This window comes from Bacillus sp. NP157 (assembly GCA_018889975.1).
Lineage (GTDB): Bacteria > Pseudomonadota > Gammaproteobacteria > Xanthomonadales > Rhodanobacteraceae > Luteibacter.
In genome coordinates, this window is the sequence record CP076546.1 from 3,253,586 (window position 1) to 3,275,430 (window position 21,845).

Genomic DNA, 21,845 nt, shown 5'->3' on the forward strand with positions numbered 1-21,845 from the left:
GGCACCCCGGCGAAGCGTCGGCAACGCCGATGCAAGCCATTCGGCACTCACCCGGTCATAATCATCGACGCCCTTTGCGGTTCGTCGCCGCACCGATCCATGGAGTCACCATGCCGTCGTTCTCCCGCATGCTGCGGAACCTGGCCGTCCTGGCCACGCTCAGCCTGTTCGCCCTGCCCGCCCTGGCCCAGGACGAAGACAACCTGTTGCCGGTGACCGAGGCCTTCCACCTCACCACCGACGCCAGCCAGCCCGGCATGGTGAAGCTGCACTGGCGCATCGCGCCGGACTATTACCTCTATCGCGGCCGGATCAAGATCAAGGCGGCCGACGCCAACGCGGTGAAGCTGGGCGAGCCCAAGCTGCCCGACGGCATCAAGAAGCACGATGAATACCTTGGCGACGTGGAGATCTACCACGGCGACATCGAGGCGACCCTGCCGTACACGCTGGCCGACGCGGGCAACAAGACCCTCGCGCTGGACGTCCAGTACCAGGGCTGCCACGAGGTCGAGCCGAAGATCTGCTATCCACCGAACACCGAGCACCTGAAGCTCACCGTTGGCGCGGCGTCGACGATCCCGAGCGGCCCGGCCCCGGGCGCGGACGCGGGCGCACCGGCAGCGAAGGCCAGTGGCGCCGCCCTGCTCGGCGCCCCGGCGGCCACGCCCGGCACCGATGCCCAGGCCCTGCCCGCCGACCAGGCCTTCCGCTTCGAAGCGCTGGCAAAGGATGGCAAGAGCCTGCTCCTGCGCTGGACGATGCCGAAGGATTACTACCTCTACCGCGACAAGACCGAGATCAAGGTGACCTCGCCCAGCGGGGTCAGCGCGGGCGAGCCCGACTGGCCGAGCGGCATCGCCCACCACGACGAGCACTTCGGCGACACCATCGTCTATTTCGACCAGGTGGAAGTCCCCGTGCCGCTGGCCGGGGCGGACGCCTCGAAGAAGGTGGAGCTGGATGTCGCCTACCAGGGCTGCCTCGAGAACGGCATCTGCTATCCGGTGATGACCCGCCACCTGAGCGCCGACCTCGCCTCGGGCGCCGTCACGGTCGGCAGCGCGTCGAACGCCGCGGCTGGCGCTGGCGCGCCGGCGGCAGCCAATGGCGGCACGGCAGCGGCCGAAGTCGCCCCGACCCCGCCCCCGGCCGACCTGATGCCGGGCGGCGAAGCGAAAGTCGGCTTCATCGCGGCCATCGGCCTGGCCCTGCTCGGCGGCCTGATCCTTAACCTGATGCCCTGCGTGCTGCCGGTGCTGTCGCTGAAGGCGATCACCGTGCTGGAAAGCGGCGAAAGCCCGGCCGCGGCCCGCCGCCATGCGCTTTGGTACACGGCGGGCGTCATGCTGGCCTTCATCGCCCTGGGCCTGGTGGTCGTTGGGATCCGTGCGGCTGGCCACGGCCTGCAGTGGGGCGCCCAGTTCCAGCAGCCGGTGATCGTCGGCGCGCTGGTCTACGTCATGCTCGGCATCGGCCTGTCGATGTCCGGGGTGTTCGAGATCGGCGGCTCGCTCGGCAACGTGGGCAGCGACCTTGCCTCGCGCTCGGGCCCCATGGGCGACTTCTTCACCGGCGTGCTCGCCGTGGTCGTGGCCAGCCCCTGCACCGCGCCGTTCATGGGTTCGGCGATCGCCTTCGCGTTCGCCGCGCCGGTCTGGGTCGCCTTCCTTATCTTCGTCGCGCTTGGCCTCGGCCTGGCCCTGCCGTTCCTGTTGATGGGCTTCGTGCCTGCCGTGGCGCGCATGCTGCCGCGGCCGGGTCGCTGGATGGAAACGCTGAAGCAGGCGCTGGCCTTCCCGATGTACCTCACTGCGGTGTGGCTGCTGTGGGTGCTGGCCAAGCAGCGCGGTGCGGACGCCGCGGCACTGGTCCTCGGCGGCGGCGTGCTGCTGGCCATGGCCCTGTGGTGGTATGGACGCAGCCGCGGCGCGCGCCTTTCGTGGGTCTTCACCGCCGTGCTCGCGGTGGGCGCGGTCGCCGCGTTGTGGACCGTGCACGGCCTGCCGGCGGTGTCGGCCAATGCGGTCGCTACCGACGGGTCCGTGCCTTACTCCCCGCAGAAGCTCGCCGAACTGCGCGCGGCCGGCACCCCCGTGCTGGTCGACATGACCGCCGACTGGTGCATCACCTGCAAGGCGAACGAACGCGCCGTGCTCGACACCGACGCGTTCCGCGACCTGCTCAAGCGCACCGGCACCGTGTACATGAAGGGCGACTGGACCGACGTCAACACCACCATCGCCGCCTACCTTGAGCAGTACCACTCGGTGGGCGTGCCGCTCTACGTGGTGTATCCGAAGGGCGGCGGCGACGGCCACAAGCTGTCGACCGTGCTGACCCAGGACAACGTCCGCCAGGCCCTCGAGACGGCCGCGGGCACGTGAACCGGGGCCCCACCTTCTGGATCGTGGTGCTGGCCGTAGCGGCCGCGTCGCTGGGCCTGTGGGTGGAGCACCGGCGCCAGCACCCGACCGAGGTGGACGGCGTGGCTATCGCTTCGGTGGGCGACCTGGCGCCCGCGGCGACCTGGCTGAGCATCGACGGCAAGCCGCGGCCCCTTAAGGACTGGCGCGGCAAGCGCGTGCTGGTCAACTTCTGGGCCACCTGGTGCGGGCCCTGCCAGCGCGAGATGCCGATGCTGAGCGCCTACGCCCGGGCGCATCCGGGCGTGACGATCATCGGCGTGGCCGAGGACACGGCACCGGCCGTGCGTGCCCGGCTCGCCGCCGGGCCGCTAGCCTACCCGGTGGCGCTGGCCGCCAGCGACGGCCCGGGCGGCTCGCTGGCGTTCGGCAATACCCTGCGCGCGCTGCCATATAGCGTCCTGATCGGCGGCGATGGGCGTATCCTGCGGCGCAAGATGGGCACGTTCAGCGAGCAGGAGCTCGCCGAATGGCTCGCGCCCTGAGTCTTTAGGATCTTTATGGAAAGCATGCCCTCGCACGACGAGGCGATCGACGCGACCCGGCTGTGGCTGGAACGCGCCGTGATCGGCCTGAACCTCTGCCCGTTCGCCAAGGCGGTGCACAAGAAAGACCAGGTCCGCTACGTGGTCAGCGACGCCACCCAGCCGCTGCAACTGCTCGAAGACCTCAACCGCGAGTTGGCGTTCCTCCGCGATACCAGCCCGGACAGCGTGGACACGACCCTGTTGATCCATCCGGGCGTGCTGGAGGATTTCGAGGATTTCAACGAGTTCCTCGAGGTGGCCGACGCCGCCGTGGGCGACCTCGACCTCGAGGGCGAGATCCAGGTAGCCAGCTTCCACCCCGATTTCCAGTTCGACGGCACGGCGCCGGGCGACATCACCAATTACACGAACCGCTCGCCGTTCCCGACGCTGCACCTGCTGCGCGAGGCCAGCATCGACCGGGCGGTGGCCGCCTTCCCCGACGCCTCGAAGATCTTCGAGGCCAACATGGAAACGCTGGACAAGCTCGGCCTCGACGGCTGGCAAAAACTGTTCGCCTGACCCGGGACCCCGCCGCCGCGCCGGGGGTGGGACCATACGGCGGCGTCTGGAAAGTCGTGAACTACGGCGAACTGCGCCGATCTCCACCGAACTGGACATGGGCCCACGACAGGCGCACACTGCGCGGCGTTCCGGCTTTCCGGACCTCAGGCACAGGTGAACAGTGGCCAGGATCCTCGTCCTGCACGGACCCAACCTCAATCTCCTCGGCGTTCGCGAGCCGGCGGTTTATGGACGCGAGACCCTCGCCGACATCAACGCCACGCTGCAGGCCCGGGCCCAGGCGGCCGGGCATGACCTCAGCTGGTTCCAGTCCAACGCCGAGCACGAGCTGATCGCCCGGATCCACCAGGCGCGCGACGAAGGCGTCGCGTGGATCCTGTTCAACCCGGCGGCGTTCACCCACACCTCGGTCGCCCTGCGCGATGCGCTGGCCGGCGTGGCCATCCCGTTCGTCGAAGTGCACCTGTCCAACCCGCACGCCCGCGAGCCGTTCCGCCACCACTCGTATCTGTCGGACATCGCCTCGGGCGTGATCTGCGGCTTCGGTGGCGACAGCTACCGGCTGGCGCTGGAAGCCGTCCTGCTTCGCGTCGCCGTCCCGGCGGCCTGATTCCCTTTTCGCGGCGCGTCGCGCGCCCGTCCCACCACCAGAAGGTTTGTCCCATGGACCTGCGCAAGATCAAGAAGCTCATCGACCTGCTCGAGGAATCGAACCTCGCCGAGCTGGAAATCAAGGAAGGCGAAGAAGTGGTTCGCCTGTCCCGCGTGCCGAAGGGTGGCGTCGCCGTCGCCCAGCCGATGTACGCCGCCCCGGCTCCCGTCGCCGCCCCGGCCCCGGTGGCCGCCGCTGCACCGGCCGCGCCCGCCGTCGTCGAATCCGGCCTGCCGGCTGGCCACGTGGTGAAGGCGCCGATGGTCGGCACCTTCTACGCCGCTTCCACACCGGGGGCTCCGGCCTTCGCCACCGTTGGCCAGCAGGTCAAGGCCGGCGAGACACTGGGCATCATCGAAGCGATGAAGATGTTCAACCAGATCGAATCCGATATCGCGGGCACGGTCGTCGCCATCCTGGTCGAAAACGGCCAGCCGGTGGAATTCGACGAACCGATGTTCGTCGTCGCCTGAGGCCCTCGCCATGCTCGAGAAGGTCGTCATTGCCAATCGCGGTGAAATCGCGCTGCGGGTGCTGCGCGCGTGCCACGCGCTCGGCATCAAGACGGTCGCGGTGCACTCCACCGTCGATCGCAACCTCAAGCACGTCGGCCTGGCCGACGAATCGGTGTGCATCGGTCCGGGTCCCTCGGTCGACAGCTACCTCAACATCCCGCGCATCATCGCCGCCGCCGAGATCACCGACGCCGGCGCGATCCATCCGGGGTACGGCTTCCTCTCGGAGAACGCGAACTTCGCCGAACAGGTGGAGCAGTCGGGCTTCGTATTCATCGGCCCCACCGCCGACGTGATCCGCCTGATGGGCGACAAGGTCGAAGCCATCCGCGCCATGAAGGCGGCGGGCGTGCCGTGCGTGCCCGGCTCGGGCGGCCCGCTCGGCGACGACGTGGATGAAAACATCCGCATCGCACGCGAGATCGGCTACCCGGTGATCATCAAGGCCGCCGGTGGCGGCGGTGGCCGCGGCATGCGCGTCGTGCGCACCGAAGCCCACCTCGCCAACTCCATCGTGATGACCAAGCAGGAAGCGAAGGCCGCTTTCAGCAACGATCAGGTCTACATGGAGAAGTTCCTGGAGAATCCGCGCCACGTGGAAATCCAGGTGCTCGCCGACGGCCAGGGCAACGCCATCCACCTGGGCGAGCGCGACTGCTCGATGCAGCGTCGCCACCAGAAGGTGGTTGAGGAAGCGCCGGCGCCGGGCATCACCCCGGAAATGCGCGCGGAGATCGGCAAGGTCTGCGTCGATGCCTGCCTGCGCATCGGCTACCGCGGCGCGGGTACGTTCGAGTTCCTGTTCGAGAACGGCCGCTTCTACTTCATCGAGATGAACACCCGTATCCAGGTGGAACATCCGGTGACGGAACTGGTGACCGGCATCGACCTGGTCCGCGAGCAGTTGCTGATCGCCGGCGGCGAGAAGCTGTCCATCCGCCAGGAAGACATCGTGCTCAATGGCCATGCCATCGAGTGCCGCGTCAACGCCGAGGATCCGGACACCTTCATGCCGAGCCCCGGCACGGTGAAGCGCTTCGAGGCCCCGGGTGGCCCGGGCGTGCGCGTCGACACGCACCTGTACGACGGCTACCGCATCCCGCCGAACTACGACTCGATGATCGGCAAGATCATCGTGCACGGCCCGGACCGTGCCACCGCCATCGCACGCATGCGCATGGCGCTGAACGAGACGGTGATCGAAGGCGTGAAGTGCAACATCCCGCTACAGCAGCGGATCATGGCCGACGTCGGCTTCCAGCAGGGTGGGCAGAACATCCACTACCTGGAAAAGCGGATGGCGGAGCAGAAAGAAAAAGAAGCACCGCACGCCGAGTAAGAAAAAATCCCGCCAGATGGCGGGATTTTTTTGTCACGCGCGCTTCCTGCGGCCGCTGATCCGCACCCAGTCCTCGAGCTGGCGCACCTCAAGCTCTTCGAACCACTCGGCATAACGCACCAGCAACTCCTCGTGCTGCCCGAACAGGATGCCCGACAGCGCGAACTGCGCGCCCGGTTTCACCGCCGCGGCGAAGGTCGGCGCAAGTTCGCCGAGCGGCCCGGCGAGGATGTTCGCGACGAGCACGTCGGCCAGCTCCACCGGCGCTTCGCCCGGCAGGTAAACCTCCAGCGCATCGTTGACGCCATTGCGTTCGGCGTTGTCATGCGAGGCGATCAGCGCCTGCGGGTCGTTGTCGATGCCGACGGCACGCGCCGCGCCGCACTTCAGCGCAGCGATGGCGAGGATGCCGGAGCCGCAGCCGTAGTCGAGCACCATCTGGCCGGCCATCTGCTGGCCGTCGAGCCACTCCAGGCACATCGCCGTGGTCGGGTGGGTGCCGGTACCGAAGGCCAGGCCCGGATCGAGGCGCACGACGACGATGCCACCGTCTTCCGGCGGGTCGATGTTCCACGGGTAGACCCACAGCCGGCGGCCGAACGGCATCGGCTTGAACTGGTCCATCCACGCACGCTCCCAGTCCTGGTCTTCCACTTCGCGCCAGGCGATCTGCGCCGGCTCGATGAAGGGCAGGTCGTCGGCGATGGCGGCGGTCAGGCCACGACGGTCGGCCTCGATGTCAAACAGCGCGTTCAGGACGATCTGGTTCCACAGCGGGAGCTCGCCCACGCCGGGCTCGAAGATGGCCTCTTCGTCGGGCGTCTCCGCGTCGGCGTCCTGCAGGGTGATGGACAGCGCGCCCAGGTCTTCGAGCGCGGCTTCGACGCGTGGCTGTTCGGCGGCGCGGATCGTCAGGGATAGTTCGAGCCAGGGCATGGGCGGTCCATGGGGGAAGCGTGGGAGCGACGATTCTAGCGGGCGCGCACGTTATGATCGAACGATGTACACCCAGTGCCCAGACTGCCTCACCGTCTACAAGCTCGAAGCGGAGCTGTTGGTCCCGGCGTGCGGCTGCCTGCGCTGCAGCCATTGCGACGCGGTCTTCAACGCGCTTGGCACGCTTGCCGCCCACCTGCCGCCCGAGCCGTTCACGCGCCTGCCCGAGCATGCGCTGGACCGCGACCCGCCCGTCGCCGACGTCGCGGTGTTCCGCCCACGCTCGCCGGCGGCTGGGCCGGACCCGGCCGTCGAGCCTGTCGACGAAGCCGACGCAGCGATGCCGGCGCCCGACGATTTCTCCCAGCTGACCTTCACGCCGAAATTCGCGCGCACGAAGAAACAGCGCTCGTGGCGCACGGCCGGCTGGATCACGGTCTGCCTCGTGCTGCTCCTTGGCCTCGGCGCACAGCTGGCCTGGGCGAAGCGCGACACGCTGGTGGGCGACCCGACCTTCGGACCGATCCTTTCGACCACGTGCAACGTGATCGGCTGCCAGCTGCCGCTGGTCGCCGCGCCTGCACAACTGCGCCTGCTCGCACGCGATGTCGAGCAGCACCCGTCCGTTCAGGACGGCCTGCTGATCACCGCCAGCGTGCACAACGATGCGTCCTTCGCGCAGCCGTATCCGGTCGTCACCATCGTGCTCTCCGATGCCGACGGCCAGCGCCTGGCGATGCGTCGATTCCAGCCGGAAGACTACGTCGGCGACGCCAGCCTGCGCGCCCACGGCCTGGCCGGCGGCGCGACCACGGCGATGGTGTTCGAGGTGCAAGACCCGGGCCAGCGGGCGGTCGCTTTCGCATTCAGCTTCGAGTGACCATTCGAAAAAATTTCTTTTTGCAAGCCTGCACTTCCACCCCGTGGGCGAGTACACTCGGTTCCCTTCGCGACTCCCGGCCAGCCTTGCGCGGCGTCCGTGTCGCACCTGCGAGCATTTCGAACAAGAACCCACCGGGACAGGCGTTCCGGTGTGCGAGAGGGACATGCCTTGAACGCTGTGAGACTTACTGCCGCCGAGGCCGCCAACGAAACCTCCATGCAGAGTGCTCTCAGCGAATGCGTCAGCCGTACCGTGCGCCGCTATCTCGCGGACATTGGTGACACCGAAGGCGGTGAAGGCCTGCATGCCCTGGTGATCCGCGAGGTCGAAGGCCCCCTGTTGCGTGAAGTGCTCGCGTTCCACGACGGCAACCAGAGCCGCGCCGCCGCGGCCCTCGGCATCAACCGTGCCACCCTGCGCAAAAAGCTGGCTGCCCACGGTATTTCTTGAGCAATCCGGCCGCCCGGCGTTTGGGCGGCTATAATGGCGCGCTTTCCCCTGCCGGAAAGTGCCCATGCCCTCCCCCGACCTCGTCCCCGTCCGCCGTGCGCTCGTCAGCGTCTCTGACAAGCAGGGCCTGACCGACCTCGCCCGCCGCCTCGTCGCGGCCAACGTCGAGATCCTTTCCACGGGTGGCTCGGCCAAAGCGCTGCGCGACGCCGGCATCCCCGTTCGCGACGTGGGCGACCTGACCGGGTTCCCGGAAATCATGGACGGTCGCGTGAAGACGCTGCACCCGAAGGTGCATGGCGGCCTGCTCGGCCGACGCGGTACCGACGACGCGGTGATGGCCGAACACGGCATCGTTCCGATCGACCTGCTCGTGCTGAACCTGTATCCCTTCGAGCGTACCGTCGCGAATCCGTCGTGCTCGCTGGAAGACGCCATCGAGAACATCGACATCGGTGGCCCGGCCATGCTCCGCGCCGCGGCGAAGAACTGGAACGACGTCGGCGTGCTGACCGACCCGTCGCAGTACGACGGCGCGCTCGGCGAGATCGAAGGCAACGGTGGCCTGTCCCGCGCCACCCGTTTCCAGCTGTCGGTCGCCGCGTTCAACCGCGTGTCGAACTACGACGCCGCGATCAGCGATTACCTCTCCGCTGTCACGCTGGACGAGACCCACACCGCCGTCGCCGGACACGCCGAATTCCCGGCGCAGTCGAACGGCCGCTTCGTGAAGGTGATGGACCTGCGCTACGGCGAAAACCCGCACCAGGCCGGCGCGTTCTACCGCGACCTCTATCCGGCCGAAGGCACGCTGGCCACGTTCCGCCAGCTGCAGGGCAAGGAACTGTCGTTCAACAACATCGCCGACGCCGATGCCGCGTGGGAATGCGTGCGCCAGTTCGACGCGCCGGCCTGCGTCATCGTCAAGCATGCCAACCCGTGCGGCGTGGCGGTGGCGGCCGATCCGCTCGCGGCGTACGAACTCGCCTATGCCACCGACCCGACCTCGGCCTTCGGCGGCATCATCGCGTTCAACCGCCCGCTGGATGCGGAAACGGCGAAGGTGATCCTCAAGCGCCAGTTCGTCGAAGTGCTGATCGCCCCCGTCGTCGAAGCCGGCGCCGTCGACGAAGCCACGAAGAAGGCCAACGTGCGCGTGCTGGAGATCCCGCTGGGCGACGGTCGCAACACCCACGACATCAAGCGCGTCGGCTCGGGCCTGCTCGTGCAGACCGCCGACCATCGCCAGGTCACGCGCGACGAACTGAAGGTGGTCAGCAAGGTGCAGCCGACGGCGACCCAGCTCGACGACCTGCTGTTCGCCTGGCGCGTCGCCAAGATGGTGAAGTCGAACGCGATCGTCTACGCGAAGGACCAGCGCACCATCGGCGTCGGTGCCGGCCAGATGAGTCGCGTGGTCAGCGCGAAGATCGCTGGCCTGAAGGCCGAGGAAGCCGGCCTGGTCGTACCGGGCAGCGTGATGGCCTCCGACGCGTTCTTCCCGTTCCGCGACGGCATCGACGCTGCCGCCGCCGCCGGCATCGCCGCCGTGATCCAGCCGGGTGGTTCGATGCGCGACAGCGAAGTGATCGCCGCCGCCGACGAACACGGCATGGCGATGGTGTTTACGGGCGTCCGCCATTTCCGGCATTGATCGGCATGCGGTGCGGCGTCTCGCGCCGCACCGCGTATCGCCGTGCCAGCACCGCGCAGGTCATCAGCTGGATCTGGTGGAAGAGCATGATCGGCAGCACGATCAGGCCCAGCGGATGGCCGGCGAACAGCACCTTGGCCATCGGCACGCCGGAGGCGAGGCTCTTCTTCGAGCCGCAGAACACGATGGTGATTTCGTCTTCGGTCTCGAAGCCCAGCGCGCGGGCGCCGTAGCGCGTCGCCAGCAACGCCAGCGCCAGCAGCACGATGTTCACCACCACCAGGCCACCCAGCACCGGCAACGGTAGCTGGTGCCACAGGCCTTGCAACACAGCGGCGCTGAAGGCGGTGTACACCACCAGCAGGATCGAGCCGCGGTCGACGAAGGTGAGCATCGTCGCGTGTTTGCGCACCCAGCCACCGATCCAGCGTTGCGCCACCTGCCCGGCCACGAACGGGATGAAAAGCTGCACGACGATCGCGCCGATCGCATGCCACGACATCGCGCCCTGCCCCGACCCCGCGATCATCAGGCCGACCAGCAGCGGCGTGATGAAGATGCCGAGCAGGCTCGATGCCGACGCAGAGACGATCGCGGCGGGCACGTTGCCGCGCGCGATCGAGGTGAATGCGATCGACGACTGCACCGTGGACGGCAGGGTGCACAGGAACAGGATGCCGAGGTAGAGATCGGGCGACACCAGCGGCGACAGCACCGGCTTCAGCAACAGGCCGAGCAGCGGGAACAGCACGAACGTGCTGGCGAGCACGGTCAGGTGCAGGCGCCAGTTGGTCATGCCCGCGACCACCGCCTCACGCGAGAGCTTCGCGCCGTGCAGGAAGAACAGCAGCGCGATGGCGATGTCGGTCAGCACCTCGAAGCCCTGGGCGGCGATGCCGCGGCATGGCAGGAAGCTGGCCAGCAGGACGGTGGCGATCAGCGAAAGGGTGAAGCCGTCGGGGAGGAAGCGGCGCATGGCGGTCGGCCGGGAATAAGGATGACGCCTATTGCACCGCGCGGGCTTTGATAAGGCAATTCGTTTTATCTTATCCAGTGATACGATAAATGCATGAATGTGTCGATGCGCCAGCTCCGTGCCTTCCTCGCCGTGGCGGGCCACCGGCATTTCCGCCGCGCCGCCGAGGCCCTGCACCTGACCCAGCCCGCGGTAAGCCGGCTGATCGCCGACCTGGAAGGCGAACTCGACGTGCGCCTGTTCGACCGCAGTACGCGCGAAGTCGTCCCGACCGAGGCCGGCCGTTACCTCGAGCAGGCCCTGGGCCGGGTCCTCGACGAACTGGATGGCGTGCTCGCCCACGCGCGTACCCAGGCCGATCCGCTACGCGGACGCGTGCGCATCGCCGCCGTGCCGACGCTGTCCGCCGGGCTGGTCCCGCTGGCCATCGCACGCTGCGCGGCCGACCACCCGGCGCTCGAGATCATCCTGCGCGACCAGAGCCAGGCCCAGGTGCTGGATGCCGTGCGCGGTGGCGAAGTGGATTTTGGCCTGACCGTGGAACCGGCCACCCGCGAGGAATTCGACGCCGAAACGATCCTGCGCGACCCCTTCCGCGTGGTCTGTCGCGAGGACCACCCGTTCGCGCGGCGCAAGGCGGTCGCGTGGGCCGGGCTAGGCACGGAGCCGCTGGTGCTGCTGGACCACGCCTCCGGCAGCCGTCGCCTGATCGATGCCGCGCTGTCCACTCACGGCGTCGCCGCCCAGGTCGCGATCGAGGTCGGCCACCCGCACACGGCCTTCCGCATGGTCGAGGCCGGTCTCGGCGTTACGGTCACCCCCGCCCTGTCGCTCGACGCGCTCCGCCCGGGCCTCGTTGCCTGTCGGCTGACGCCCGAGGTGCATCGCGAAGTGACCCTGCTGCGGCGCCGGGCCCGTTCGCTGTCACCGCCCGCGCAGACGGCGTGGGACGTGGTCCGCGACATGGCGCTCACGCTGGCTTGAACGCACGACCGCGATGCTCGGTCGCTTAACGGCAGGAGATGTCCATGAGTTACCAGCTGTTCTACTGGAGCGGTATCCAGGGTCGCGGCGAGTTCGTCCGGCTCGCCCTGGAAGAGGCGAACGCCGACTATGTCGACGTGGCCCGCACGGACGGCGACGAGGCGATGACGGCCTGGCTCGACGGCGGCCACGAAGGCGCGCTGCCCTATGCGCCGCCCTTCCTGAAAAGCGGGCGGCTGGTCATCGCCCAGGTCGCCAACATCCTGCAATACCTCGGCCCGCGCCACGGCCTCGTCCCGGAAAGCGAGTCCAAACGGCTCTACGCGAACCAGCTGCAGCTCACGATCACCGACCTCGTCGCCGAGGCGCACGACGTGCACCATCCGGTCGGCGCCGGCCTGTATTACGAAGACCAGAAAGAGGAAGCACGGCGCCGCGCGAAGGAATTCCGCGAGTCGCGCATCCCCAAGTTCCTGCATTACTTCGAAAAGGCCCTGGAGCGCGGCGGCGGCGACCACCCGTTGCGCGAGTTCAGCTACGTCGACCTGTCGCTGTTCCAGGTGATGTCCGGCCTGGGCTACGCGTTCCCGAAGGCGATGGCCCGGCAAAAGCTACCGCTGCTGCGCGAGCTGGCCCGCCGGGTGGGCGAGCGGCCGAATATCGCGGCCTATGTCGCGTCCGATCGCCGGGTGCCACACAGCGAGGACGGCATCTTCCGCCATTACGCCGAGCTGGACGGGTAAGCCCGCCCAGCCGGCGCCAGGCAGGTTCAGTCGGAGCCGGCCGGCTTCGGCGCCGCGCCCCACTCGTACACCTTGTAATAGACCGGGCTGACGTTGATCGTGCCCGAGTCGCGGACCAGCTTGCCGTCGTTGTTGGCCATGACCTGGTAGGGAACGCCATTCTTCGGCGTCACGCGGATCATGGTGAGGCGGCCGGCCGTGCGGTATTCCTCAACGGTGTCCGTACCCTCGGTGTGCACGGTGACCTCGGGGGCCGGATTGCCACGGCCGTCCACGCTGCCGTCGTCGCGCATCGCCGGCAGGTTCGCCGCCGAGACCTTGCTGCCCTGCGCATCCGAGGTGGCCGGGGTGGAGCGGGTGTCCTGGGCCTGGTCGTACGGCACCGGGCGCTCGACCGTCTTCTGCCCCGAGCGGTCCGGCTCGCCCTCTTTCACGCCCGGGTCGTTCAGGCCCGGCGGCGGCAAGGCCTTCAGCTTCGTCGGGTCCGGGGTGGTCTGTGCGGCGGCCGGCAGGGCCAGGCCAAGGGCCAACGCGGCGACAAGGGCGTGCATGCGGTTCATGGGGGAATCTCCGTGCGGGGTGACGAGGATAGCAAGGCGGGCGCCCCACGCCACGTGAACGAACACCCCGCGCCAGCCCATGCGAGAATCCACGGATGCCTACGCTCACGCTTATCGACGGGTCTTCGTACCTGTATCGCGCGTTCCACGCGCTGCCGCCCCTGACCAACGCGCACGGCGAACCGACCGGCGCGCTGTTCGGTATCGTCAACATGCTGCGCACCACGATGAAGGCCGGCTCCGACTACGTCGCCTTCGTCTGCGATGCGCCAGGGCGCACGTTCCGCGACGACCTGTACCCCGAGTACAAGGCCAACCGCCCGTCCATGCCGGACGACCTGCGCGCACAGGTCGAGCCCATGATGAAGATCGTCGGCGCCCTGGGCTTCCCGATCCTCTGCGTTCCCGGCGTGGAAGCCGACGACGTCATCGGCACCCTGGCCCGCCAGGCCAGCGCCGCCGGCATCCATACGGTGATTTCCACGGGCGACAAGGATTTCGCGCAGCTGGTGGGCACGGACATCATCCTGATCAACACGATGACCAACACCACGCTGGATATCGAAGGTGTCATCGGCAAGTTCGGCGTGCGCCCCGGGCAGATCGTGGATTACCTCACCCTGGTCGGCGACTCGATCGACAACGTGCCAGGCGTGGAAAAGTGCGGCCCGAAGACGGCCGCGAAGTGGCTGGCCGAGTACCCCGACCTCGATGCGCTGATCGCCAACGCGGCGAAGATCGGCGGCAAGATCGGCGAGAACCTGCGCGCGGCCATTCCGCGCCTGCCGCTGTCGCGCGAGCTGGTCACCATCCGTGTCGACGTGCCGCTCGACCAGGCGCCGACCGACCTGGCCATGCGTCCCCGCGATGTCGAGGCACTGCGCGAGCTGTATGCGCGCTATGACTTCAAGGCCGCACTGAAGGAACTCGAAGCCGGTGGCGATTCGTTCGCCGCGGCGGCCGCCTCCGCCACGGCGGCGCCTGCGCCCGCGCCTGCACCAGTGGTCGCCACCGACGTCTACAGCGGGCCGGGCGAATACGAACTGGTGACCACGGAAGACCGCCTGGCGGCGTGGCTGGAAAAGCTCGAGACGGCGCCGCTCATCGCCTTCGATACCGAAACCACCAGCATCGACGCGATGCGCGCCGAAGTGGTGGGCGTCTCCCTCGCCGTCGAGCCCGGCAAGGCCTGCTACATCCCGGTGGGCCACGATTACCCGGGCGCGCCCGCGCAGCTGTCGCGCGAGCACGTGCTCGGCGCGCTGAAGCCCATCCTCGAAGATGCGACGCGCCCGAAGGTGGGCCAGCACGGCAAGTACGACATCAACGTGCTGTCGCACTACGGCATCGAGGTGCGCGGCCTCGCGCACGACACCATGCTGGAGTCGTACATCCTCAATGCCACCGCCACGCGCCACGACATGGATTCGCTGGCGCAGCGCTACCTCGGCTACACCACGGTGAAGTACGAGGAAATCTGCGGCAAGGGCGCGAAACAGATTTCTTTCTCGCAGGTGGATATCGATACGGCGGGCAAGTACGCGGCCGAAGATGCGGACATCACCCTGCGCCTGCACCACGCGCTGTGGCCGCGCCTGGAAGCCGAGCCGTCGCTGCGTTCGGTGTATCTCGAGATCGAGATCCCGGTGGTTCCGGTGCTGGCCAGCATGGAACGCACCGGCGTGCTCATCGACGCCAACGAGCTGCGCATGCAGAGCCAGCAACTCGGCAAGCGCATGGTCGAGCTCCAGCAGAAGGCGTATGCGGCGGCGGGCCACGAGTTCAACCTGGATTCGCCCAAGCAACTGCAGGCCGTGCTGTTCGACGAACTCGGCCTCCCGGCCAAGGTGAAGACTCCCACGGGCCAGCCCTCGACGAACGAAGAAGCACTCGAAGCGCTGGCCGACTCGCACGAGCTGCCGCGGCTGATCCTCGATTACCGTGGACTGGCCAAGCTGCGCTCCACCTACACGGACAAGCTGGCCGGCATCGTGAACCCGCGCACCGGGCGCGTGCACACCAGCTACCACCAGGGTGCCGTGGCCACGGGCCGCATCAGTTCATCCGACCCGAACCTGCAGAACATCCCGGTGCGCACCGAAGAAGGCCGGCGCATTCGCCAGGCCTTCGTGGCACCGCCGGGCTGGCGCATCGTCGCGGCCGACTACTCGCAGATCGAGCTGCGGATCATGGCCCACCTGTCCGGTGACGAGGGCCTGGTGCGTGCCTTCGCCGAAGGCGGCGACGTGCATCGGGCGACGGCCGCCGAAGTGTTCGGCGTGGCGCCCGATGACGTGACGACCAACCAGCGCCGCGCAGCGAAGGCCATCAACTTCGGCCTGATGTACGGCATGAGCGCCTTCGGCCTGGCGCGCCAGCTGGGCGTCGACCGCGGGGAGGCCTCCGACTACATGGCGCGCTATTTCTCGCGCTTCGCCGGCGTCCGGGCCTTCATGGACGCGACGCGTGAGCAGGCGCACCAGCGCGGCTACGTGGAGACGCTGTTTGGTCGCCGCCTGTACCTGGAGAACCTGACATCGCGCAACCAGGCCCTGCGTGCGGGCGCCGAGCGCGCGGCGATCAACGCCCCGATGCAGGGCACGGCCGCCGACATCATCAAGCGCGCCATGATCAGCGTCGCCGCCTGGATCGCCCCGCGTGACGACGTGCGCCTGCTCATGCAGGTCCACGATGAACTCGTCCTCGAAGTACGCGAAGACGCCGTGGACGCCGTGAAGGCCGGCATCGAGGCGCATATGAGCGGCGCCGCCACCCTCAGCGTGCCGCTGCAGGTGTCGGTTGGCGTCGGCGCGAACTGGGACGAGGCTCACTGAGTGGCGATTTGGCCGTCTAAATCGTAAACATTTCGTTGGAACCTGCTTTTCAGGCCGCTTCAAGCCATTGATTTCCATGGCCATGAACGCGGCCTGACTTTTTTCTGCGTTTCGTTGCAACTTCCGCCGCTATCGGACGTCTATATCTGTGGACGCACGCAACGGCGTCCTCATCGGTGGGCCCCACCTCCCTGGGGCCACCTCGCGGATGGCAGGTCTTCCCCTGGGCCAGCCATCCCACCCCGCCCCGGCAGCTCCCCTGGCTGCCGGGGTTTTTTTTGTGCCGAATCAGGGGTCCAGCCGCACCCAGCGCTTATCCACCTTCGCGCACACATGCTCGCCACCGCCCGGGCACACGCTGAGCCGGCCCGCCGCCTGCGCCGCATTGATCTGGCGAACCCAACGCGTCTCCGCCAGGCTACGCTGCGCCTCCCATATTGCGTATCCCGCCGTGCCGACGACGGCGATGGAGCCGATCGCCGACGCGATGAAGGCCTTCCACGCGAACGCCGACTGCAGCCGCCCGCCCGACACCATCCGCGATTCCAACCGGGCAGCAGCGTTCTCCAGGCGGATTTCGGAGGCACGGACCACTTCGCCGAAGCGCTGGATGGCACTCGCCGTTCCGCCATCGAGGGCTTCATTCGCAGCCGCTCGGAGCTCGGCTGAGATCCTGGCCGAGGCTGACAGCGCTTGTTGTGCCTGGTGGCCCATCGTCTGGCTTGCCTTTAGCGTCTCCCGCGCCACCGTATCCAGCCTCCGCTCGATCCGATCCGTCACCGCCGCCAGCTTCACCGCCAGCGACTTCACATCGTGCTCGTCCATGGTTTTCTCACTCCCTTACATCGACATGCTCATGACCGGGGCCTGCTGTTGCGCTTGCTGCTGCGCCTGCTCCATCGACTGCTGCAGCGCCAGCTCCTGCTGACGGTTGAAATCGCGGCCCGACTCAAGGAAGTCCTGCCCTTCGGTGGATTGCAGATAGTCTTGCGCAACCTCATTCATGCTTTTGTCGTCGTTCGCCGCGGTGGCCGCGTAGAGACGCTCGAACGGGTCGTCATGACTCACTGCCGCCTCGCGTTGAAACGAACCGAAGGGTGCCTGGGACCATTCACGCGCGGGCGGATCGCGCGTCACTTCGTTATTGAGGTCGCTTCCCGGCACAGGGTCCGGAATGGTGCGGAAGTCATTCGGAGCGAGGATCGGCAGATAGCTCAGCTTGCCATCGACGCCATGCTGTTCGAGATGACCAAGATGCCCGTGCGTACGCTGGATGCCGGCGTGATTCAACGCGGCCCATGTGTAGTCGACGCAGTTATTGCGGATGTCCTTGTACATGAGGTCGAAGCCGTAGCGGCTCGGGTCTTCGCCGAATGCATTGAGCTTTTCGTACTGGTCCCTCGATATCTCCATCGTTCGTTCGTACATCGGGTCCACGTACTGATTCGCATCGTCTTTCTGCGGCTCACCCATTCCGTAGACACTGCCATGTTCAATCGGGGCGAAACCCCAGCTGTGCCGGTCAACGCCGTTACTCGTCTCGTAGTACACGTGACCTGGAACCGAGCGACCGACATGGTCGACGCCGTCAGGACCTCTAGCATGGATCCGCGTACCAGGCGCAGCGGCGAAAAGAGTAACGGTATATCGACTGCCATCCATGTCTTTACCTTATTTGAAATGGTTGTATTCACGCTCAACCGTGAGCCACGAGACGATCGGCTCGAAGATCGGCGTATCGCCGATCGTTTCAACAACAAAGCGGTAATTTCCGTGCCTTGGGGCATTGAAATGGACCACTTCCATGTAAGCGATATCGCCTCGCACGCTATGCATATCGACGTTAACGACGTTCGCCTGTCGCGCCGTGATTACTCGCGCAATCTCGTCGTCGCAGTAGTGACCCGCACGTGGAATCTCTTCTTCTTGACCTGACGGATGCACGAACACCAGCCGCACTCTCAGGAACAGATGCTCTCTCTGCGGTCGACTCCAAAAGTTCATAAGTGGATCGTCCACGCCTGGCCGCTTGTACTTAAACGCGAGCATGTAGCTGTAGCCCAGGTCGGCCGTGGGCGGCACCGTAAAGGGAACGCTCAGCACATTCCCTCTTCGCGCCACGGAGAATGGCGCGCTCGCAAATGGCGGCACCGGCTTGTCGGCGCAACTCGCCGTCGCGATGCACAGGGCCATCATGGCCAACACCTTCACCCGCATTCCGTTCTCCGTGGTCGAAGCGCGGAGCATGCGGGTCCTTGCGGGCGATGTAAACATCCAACCTGTTGCTTTTTTATACCAATTAAGACGGTTCTCATGAGAATCTCCCCCATTCCGCAGGCTGTTGCGGCGTGACTTGACACCGGTGTCAGTCCGTTACACCCTGATGACGAATCCGGTGCGGGGGCACCTGGATGGGGTGATTCACCCTTGGGGTTAAAGCGGTGGGGACAACGGGGATGCTTTTTCTCGCGGGCGATATTGGCGGCACGAATGGCCACGTTGCGCTTGTGCGCGCGGCCGACGATCGGCCGGGCCACATCGAAACGCTGGCTTACCGCGTCTATCAGTGCGCGGCCTTCCCGTCGCTTGCCGATTTGCTCAGGACCTTCATCGACGACGAGGTGCGTGTCCCGGTATCGCACTGCGTGCTCGCGTGCGCCGGACAGGTGATGGGCGACGAAGTCGCCAACGACAATCTCGCCTGGCCGATCCTGCCCGACACGCTGCGCGCCACGCTTGGCCTGGCCGACGTCGCGGTCCTCAATGATTTCGAAGCTCTGGCTTACGCCATCGAGGGACCGCTCGCGGCGAGTGGCCGGCACCTGTGTGGCCCGTCCGTGCGCGGGCCGGGGCCGTCCCTGGTCGTCGGCCCCGGTACGGGGCTGGGCGCGGCCGTGTATGTGCCGCACGCCGCAGGCGGCATCGTGCTGACGACGGAAGCCGGGCAGATGGACTTCGCGCCCCACTCCGTGCGCGAACGCGAGGTGCTCGCGTGGCTGGCGCCGGACGGCGGCTACGTCCCCGTTGAACACATCGTCTCCGGCCCAGGCTTGCTGACTGCTTATGAAGCACTGTGCGCGCTGGATGGCGTGGCGCCGGCACTGACGACGCCGAAGGCCGTGACGGCAGCCGCCGCGACACGAGGCAACCGCCAGGCGGTAGACGCCGTGGCGCTGTTCTGCGAGGCGCTGGGCAGCTTCACCGGCAACCTGGCCATGACCTACCTGCCCACCGGCGGCGTCTTCCTCGCCGGCGGCTTCCTCTCCTCGATCTTCGACATGCTCAGGCAGAGCGCCTTCGAAGATCGCTTCCTGCACGGTCGCAGCGTCCGCGGCATGCTGGCCGAGGTGCCGGTGTGGGTGACCGAGCACGGCTGCCACGGCGTACAGGGTGCGGCACGCTGGTACCTGTACCACCGCACGACGGCCAGCGCGGCCACGCCTGAGGGCGCTGCCGCATGACGCCGCGTCCGCCCCGCATGCTGGTCCGCACGCTGCTCGTGGCAGGCATTGCTGCTGCCACGGGCATAGGCGCGTCCGTCGCGGTCGCGGCGGACGCGACACCGGCGGCGTGGTCGTTGTTGCCTGCACCGGTCGTGGCAAAGCCCACGGGCGCCGGCGCGGTCGACATCGCTGCGGGCGCCACCGTCGCCCTGCGCGGCACACCGACGCCGGCGCTGAAAGCCGTCATCGACAACTTCATGCAACGCGTCGACCGTGTGCGCGGGATCCCGCTGCGCATGGCCGCCAGCGGCACCGGCGAGGCGGAGATCACCTTTGATATCCGTTCCGACGCGGCCGTCGAGGGCGACGAAGGCTATGCCATCACGATCGACAAGGGCGGCATCGTCATCACCGCGCGCACCGTCAGTGGCGCCTTCAATGGCAGCGTGACGGCATGGCAGCTGCTCACTCCCGCCGGATGGACGCGCGGCGCCGTGGCCCAGGTGCCTTACGGCACCATCGAAGACCACCCGCGGTTCGCATGGCGTGCGCTGTTGCTTGATTCGAGCCGGCATTACCAGAGCGCCGACGAGATCAAACAAGTCATCGACTGGATGTCGCTCGACAAGCTCAACGTCCTGGTCTGGCATATCACCGACGACCAGGGCTGGCGCCTGCCGGTACCGAAGTACCCGGACCTGACCACCACGGGCGCATGTCGCGAGGCCGTCGGCAACGACAGCGAGGTCTCGGGCGGGCGTGACAAGCCTTACTGCAAGGCCTATACGGCGACGGAAATTGCCGACATCGTCCGCTACGCGGCCGAACGCAACGTGGACATCGTCCCGGAGATCGACCTTCCCGGGCACTCGCAGGCCGCCATCGCCGCCTATCCGTGGCTGGGCGTGACGGGCAAGCGTCCACCCGTATGGACCGACTGGGGCGTGAGCCCGTGGCTGCTCAATCCGAACGAAAAGAGCCTGCGTTTCGTCACCGACGTGATGGACGAGGTGATGCGCCTGTTCCCGTCGCGCTACGTCTCCATCGGCGGCGACGAAGCGGACAAGCAGCAGTGGAACGCCTCGCCCGAGGTCAACGCGCAGATGAAGGCGTTGAAGCTCGCCAACATGGACGAGCTCCAGGCCTGGTTCATGCAACAGGTCGCCACCTATCTGGTCGACCACAAGCGCACGCCCGTCGGCTGGGATGACGAAGTGGCGGCGGGCGTGACGCTGCCGCGCGCGCAGGTGGTGATGTCATGGCACGGCGACCACAACGAACGCGTCGCCCTTGCCGCCCTGCGCCAGGGCCACGACGTCGTCATGACGCCGCAGGAAACCCTGTACTTCGACCACCTGCAGTCCACGCATGCGGACGAATGGGCGGGGCCGCCGCCCGCCGTGACGCTGCGCGACGCTTACGACACGAAGGTCATCCCCCGGGGGCGACCGCGGCCGAAGCGAAGCACGTCATCGGCGTGCAGGCTGGCCTGTGGGCCGAGCAGTTGCTGACGTTCGCCAACCACCAGCACGCGACCTTCCCGCGCACGGCCGCCCTGGCCGAGCTGGGCTGGTCGGCGCCGGCTACCCACGACTGGAACGGGTTCCTGGCACGCCTTCCTGCCGAGCTGGCGCGCTACCGCGCCGTGGGCATCGTCCCTGCGGATACCGCCTTCGCGCCGTCGTTCGACGTGTCGCGGGCAGCCAGCGGCAGCTTCCGTGTCGCGCTGGCCAACCAGGTCAAGAGCGGCCGGATGCGCTACACCACCGACGGCAGCGCGCCCGGCGCCCAGTCCACGCTGTACACCCAGCCATTCACGCAACCCGCGGGCACGACCGTCCGGGTGGCGACGTTCGCCGCCGACGGCACCCTGCTGGCCGCCGCGCGATCGCAGGTGCTTGACGACGCCACGCTGCTGAGCCGCGACGGCGGCGCGCTGCAAAGTTGTTCGGGCGAGCCACCCTCGCGACTGCAGGGTGCGAAGCCGGCGCAGGGTGCCAGCCCCGTTTACGCGGTCGAGATCGGCAATGCCTGCTGGAAGTGGCCGAACGCGAATGTGCAGGGCGCCACGCACGTCACCGTGACGGCGGAACGGCTGCCCTGGCGCTACGGCGACGAGGCTCGCGGTGCGGTCGTCCGTGATCGCCACGGCGCCGCCGAAGCCATCGAGATTCACGCGAATGATTGCGAGGGGCCGCGGCTTGCCACGGTTCCGCTGGGCCCTGCCACGCCGTCGGGCGGGCAAGTCCGTCGCGAGGCCAGCCTCGCCTCGCCGGTGCCCGCGAATGCACACGCACTCTGCATCTTTGTCACGGGCGACCCACGCGAGGGGCAGTGGGCGCTGGGGCAGATCGCTTTCCAAAAGTAGGGCGCCGCGCAAGGGCACGACAGGCTCCCG

The 21,845-nt window shown here is 67.5% G+C and carries 21 protein-coding genes; 15 read left to right on the top strand and 6 right to left on the bottom strand.

Annotated elements, in window-relative coordinates; genetic code table 11:
* Window positions 1-110: 110 nt before the first annotated feature.
* The 6 genes from KPL74_14925 to accC all read left to right on the top strand — a co-directional run bounded on the left by KPL74_14925 (window position 111) and on the right by accC (window position 5,984).
* On the top strand, window positions 111-2,387 hold the full coding sequence (locus KPL74_14925) for a protein-disulfide reductase DsbD (GenBank protein ID QWT19032.1): 2,277 nt from the start codon (window positions 111-113) through the stop codon (window positions 2,385-2,387).
* A complete protein-coding gene (locus KPL74_14930) occupies window positions 2,384-2,911 on the top strand; it encodes a TlpA family protein disulfide reductase (protein ID QWT19033.1) in 528 nt (175 codons plus the stop codon). Before KPL74_14925 ends, KPL74_14930 begins: the two co-directional genes overlap by 4 nt.
* A 15-nt stretch (window positions 2,912-2,926) precedes the next feature.
* The gene (locus KPL74_14935; protein ID QWT19034.1) at window positions 2,927-3,475 is read left to right on the top strand and encodes a DUF1415 domain-containing protein; all 549 of its coding nucleotides are present in this window, start codon (window positions 2,927-2,929) and stop codon (window positions 3,473-3,475) included.
* 163 nt (window positions 3,476-3,638) lie between these two features.
* Window positions 3,639-4,088, top strand: a complete 450-nt coding sequence (aroQ, locus tag KPL74_14940) for a type II 3-dehydroquinate dehydratase (protein ID QWT19035.1) — start codon at window positions 3,639-3,641, stop codon at window positions 4,086-4,088.
* A gap of 53 nt (window positions 4,089-4,141) precedes the next feature.
* Complete coding sequence (locus KPL74_14945) at window positions 4,142-4,603, top strand: acetyl-CoA carboxylase biotin carboxyl carrier protein (GenBank protein ID QWT19036.1); 462 nt, start codon at window positions 4,142-4,144, stop codon at window positions 4,601-4,603.
* 10 nt (window positions 4,604-4,613) lie between these two features.
* Window positions 4,614-5,984, top strand: a complete 1,371-nt coding sequence (gene accC, locus KPL74_14950) for an acetyl-CoA carboxylase biotin carboxylase subunit (GenBank protein QWT19037.1) — start codon at window positions 4,614-4,616, stop codon at window positions 5,982-5,984.
* Window positions 5,985-6,017: 33 nt separating this feature from the next.
* On the opposite strand, the gene prmA is transcribed toward accC, so the two are convergent.
* Complete coding sequence (gene prmA, locus KPL74_14955; GenBank protein QWT19038.1) at window positions 6,018-6,920, bottom strand: 50S ribosomal protein L11 methyltransferase; 903 nt, start codon at window positions 6,918-6,920, stop codon at window positions 6,018-6,020.
* Between the two features lie 64 nt (window positions 6,921-6,984).
* On the opposite strand from prmA, the gene KPL74_14960 reads away from it, so the two are divergent.
* From KPL74_14960 to purH, 3 genes are all read left to right on the top strand, one after another.
* Entirely contained in the window at window positions 6,985-7,800 is an 816-nt protein-coding gene (locus KPL74_14960; GenBank protein ID QWT19039.1) for a zinc-ribbon domain-containing protein, read from the top strand.
* A gap of 219 nt (window positions 7,801-8,019) precedes the next feature.
* Entirely contained in the window at window positions 8,020-8,253 is a 234-nt protein-coding gene (locus KPL74_14965) for a Fis family transcriptional regulator (GenBank protein QWT19040.1), read from the top strand.
* Between the two features lie 64 nt (window positions 8,254-8,317).
* Window positions 8,318-9,907, top strand: coding sequence for a bifunctional phosphoribosylaminoimidazolecarboxamide formyltransferase/IMP cyclohydrolase (gene purH, locus KPL74_14970; protein ID QWT19041.1), 1,590 nt, complete (start codon window positions 8,318-8,320; stop codon window positions 9,905-9,907).
* Here the strand turns inward: purH and KPL74_14975 are convergent.
* Entirely contained in the window at window positions 9,879-10,883 is a 1,005-nt protein-coding gene (locus tag KPL74_14975; GenBank protein ID QWT19042.1) for a bile acid:sodium symporter, read from the bottom strand. The two genes, purH and KPL74_14975, sit on opposite strands and share 29 nt — an antisense overlap.
* A gap of 93 nt (window positions 10,884-10,976) precedes the next feature.
* Here KPL74_14975 and KPL74_14980 point away from each other — a divergent pair, with 93 nt between their 5' ends.
* Window positions 10,977-11,867: a LysR family transcriptional regulator gene (locus KPL74_14980; GenBank protein ID QWT19043.1), complete on the top strand. Its 891-nt coding sequence runs from the start codon at window positions 10,977-10,979 to the stop codon at window positions 11,865-11,867.
* Window positions 11,868-11,911: 44 nt separating this feature from the next.
* A complete protein-coding gene (locus KPL74_14985; protein ID QWT19044.1) occupies window positions 11,912-12,610 on the top strand; it encodes a glutathione S-transferase in 699 nt (232 codons plus the stop codon).
* Between the two features lie 26 nt (window positions 12,611-12,636).
* Here KPL74_14985 and KPL74_14990 read toward each other — a convergent pair whose 3' ends face one another.
* Window positions 12,637-13,170, bottom strand: a complete 534-nt coding sequence (locus tag KPL74_14990; GenBank protein QWT19045.1) for a DUF2782 domain-containing protein — start codon at window positions 13,168-13,170, stop codon at window positions 12,637-12,639.
* Between the two features lie 95 nt (window positions 13,171-13,265).
* Between KPL74_14990 and polA the strand changes: the two genes are divergently transcribed.
* Entirely contained in the window at window positions 13,266-16,004 is a 2,739-nt protein-coding gene (gene polA, locus KPL74_14995) for a DNA polymerase I (protein QWT19046.1), read from the top strand.
* A 288-nt stretch (window positions 16,005-16,292) separates the two neighbouring features.
* On the opposite strand, the gene KPL74_15000 is transcribed toward polA, so the two are convergent.
* The 3 genes from KPL74_15000 to KPL74_15010 all read right to left on the bottom strand — a co-directional run bounded on the left by KPL74_15000 (window position 16,293) and on the right by KPL74_15010 (window position 18,251).
* Entirely contained in the window at window positions 16,293-16,829 is a 537-nt protein-coding gene (locus KPL74_15000) for a hypothetical protein (GenBank protein QWT19047.1), read from the bottom strand.
* Window positions 16,830-16,844: 15 nt separating this feature from the next.
* Window positions 16,845-17,555: a hypothetical protein gene (locus KPL74_15005; protein ID QWT19048.1), complete on the bottom strand. Its 711-nt coding sequence runs from the start codon at window positions 17,553-17,555 to the stop codon at window positions 16,845-16,847.
* Window positions 17,556-17,675: 120 nt separating this feature from the next.
* Window positions 17,676-18,251 (bottom strand): hypothetical protein, encoded by a 576-nt coding sequence (locus tag KPL74_15010; GenBank protein QWT19049.1) that lies wholly within the window; start codon window positions 18,249-18,251, stop codon window positions 17,676-17,678.
* A 209-nt stretch (window positions 18,252-18,460) separates the two neighbouring features.
* On the opposite strand from KPL74_15010, the gene KPL74_15015 reads away from it, so the two are divergent.
* The 3 genes from KPL74_15015 to KPL74_15025 are packed head-to-tail and all read left to right on the top strand — an operon-like array spanning window position 18,461 to window position 21,815.
* Entirely contained in the window at window positions 18,461-19,465 is a 1,005-nt protein-coding gene (locus tag KPL74_15015) for a glucokinase (GenBank protein ID QWT19050.1), read from the top strand.
* Window positions 19,462-20,958 carry a beta-N-acetylhexosaminidase gene (locus KPL74_15020; protein QWT19051.1) on the top strand — a complete coding sequence of 499 codons (1,497 nt, stop codon included), beginning with the start codon at window positions 19,462-19,464 and terminating at the stop codon, window positions 20,956-20,958. The genes KPL74_15015 and KPL74_15020 overlap by 4 nt, the downstream gene beginning before the upstream one ends.
* Window positions 20,925-21,815, top strand: a complete 891-nt coding sequence (locus tag KPL74_15025) for a chitobiase/beta-hexosaminidase C-terminal domain-containing protein (protein ID QWT19052.1) — start codon at window positions 20,925-20,927, stop codon at window positions 21,813-21,815. Before KPL74_15020 ends, KPL74_15025 begins: the two co-directional genes overlap by 34 nt.
* The last annotated feature ends 30 nt before the right edge of the window (window positions 21,816-21,845 follow it).

Bases quoted from the DNA above. Each gene is read 5' to 3' on its own strand.
- KPL74_14925 (QWT19032.1), top strand. From the start codon at position 111: ATGCCGTCGTTCTCCCGCATGCTGCGGAACCTGGCCGTCCTGGCCACG.
- KPL74_14935 (QWT19034.1), top strand. From the start codon at position 2,927: ATGGAAAGCATGCCCTCGCACGACGAGGCGATCGACGCGACCCGGCTG.
- KPL74_14945 (QWT19036.1), top strand. From the start codon at position 4,142: ATGGACCTGCGCAAGATCAAGAAGCTCATCGACCTGCTCGAGGAATCG.
- accC (QWT19037.1), top strand. From the start codon at position 4,614: ATGCTCGAGAAGGTCGTCATTGCCAATCGCGGTGAAATCGCGCTGCGG.
- prmA (QWT19038.1), bottom strand. From the start codon at position 6,920: ATGCCCTGGCTCGAACTATCCCTGACGATCCGCGCCGCCGAACAGCCA.
- KPL74_14960 (QWT19039.1), top strand. From the start codon at position 6,985: ATGTACACCCAGTGCCCAGACTGCCTCACCGTCTACAAGCTCGAAGCG.
- KPL74_14965 (QWT19040.1), top strand. From the start codon at position 8,020: ATGCAGAGTGCTCTCAGCGAATGCGTCAGCCGTACCGTGCGCCGCTAT.
- purH (QWT19041.1), top strand. From the start codon at position 8,318: ATGCCCTCCCCCGACCTCGTCCCCGTCCGCCGTGCGCTCGTCAGCGTC.
- KPL74_14975 (QWT19042.1), bottom strand. From the start codon at position 10,883: ATGCGCCGCTTCCTCCCCGACGGCTTCACCCTTTCGCTGATCGCCACC.
- KPL74_14980 (QWT19043.1), top strand. From the start codon at position 10,977: ATGAATGTGTCGATGCGCCAGCTCCGTGCCTTCCTCGCCGTGGCGGGC.
- KPL74_14985 (QWT19044.1), top strand. From the start codon at position 11,912: ATGAGTTACCAGCTGTTCTACTGGAGCGGTATCCAGGGTCGCGGCGAG.
- KPL74_14990 (QWT19045.1), bottom strand. From the start codon at position 13,170: ATGAACCGCATGCACGCCCTTGTCGCCGCGTTGGCCCTTGGCCTGGCC.
- polA (QWT19046.1), top strand. From the start codon at position 13,266: ATGCCTACGCTCACGCTTATCGACGGGTCTTCGTACCTGTATCGCGCG.
- KPL74_15000 (QWT19047.1), bottom strand. From the start codon at position 16,829: ATGGACGAGCACGATGTGAAGTCGCTGGCGGTGAAGCTGGCGGCGGTG.
- KPL74_15010 (QWT19049.1), bottom strand. From the start codon at position 18,251: ATGCTCCGCGCTTCGACCACGGAGAACGGAATGCGGGTGAAGGTGTTG.
- KPL74_15015 (QWT19050.1), top strand. From the start codon at position 18,461: ATGCTTTTTCTCGCGGGCGATATTGGCGGCACGAATGGCCACGTTGCG.
- KPL74_15020 (QWT19051.1), top strand. From the start codon at position 19,462: ATGACGCCGCGTCCGCCCCGCATGCTGGTCCGCACGCTGCTCGTGGCA.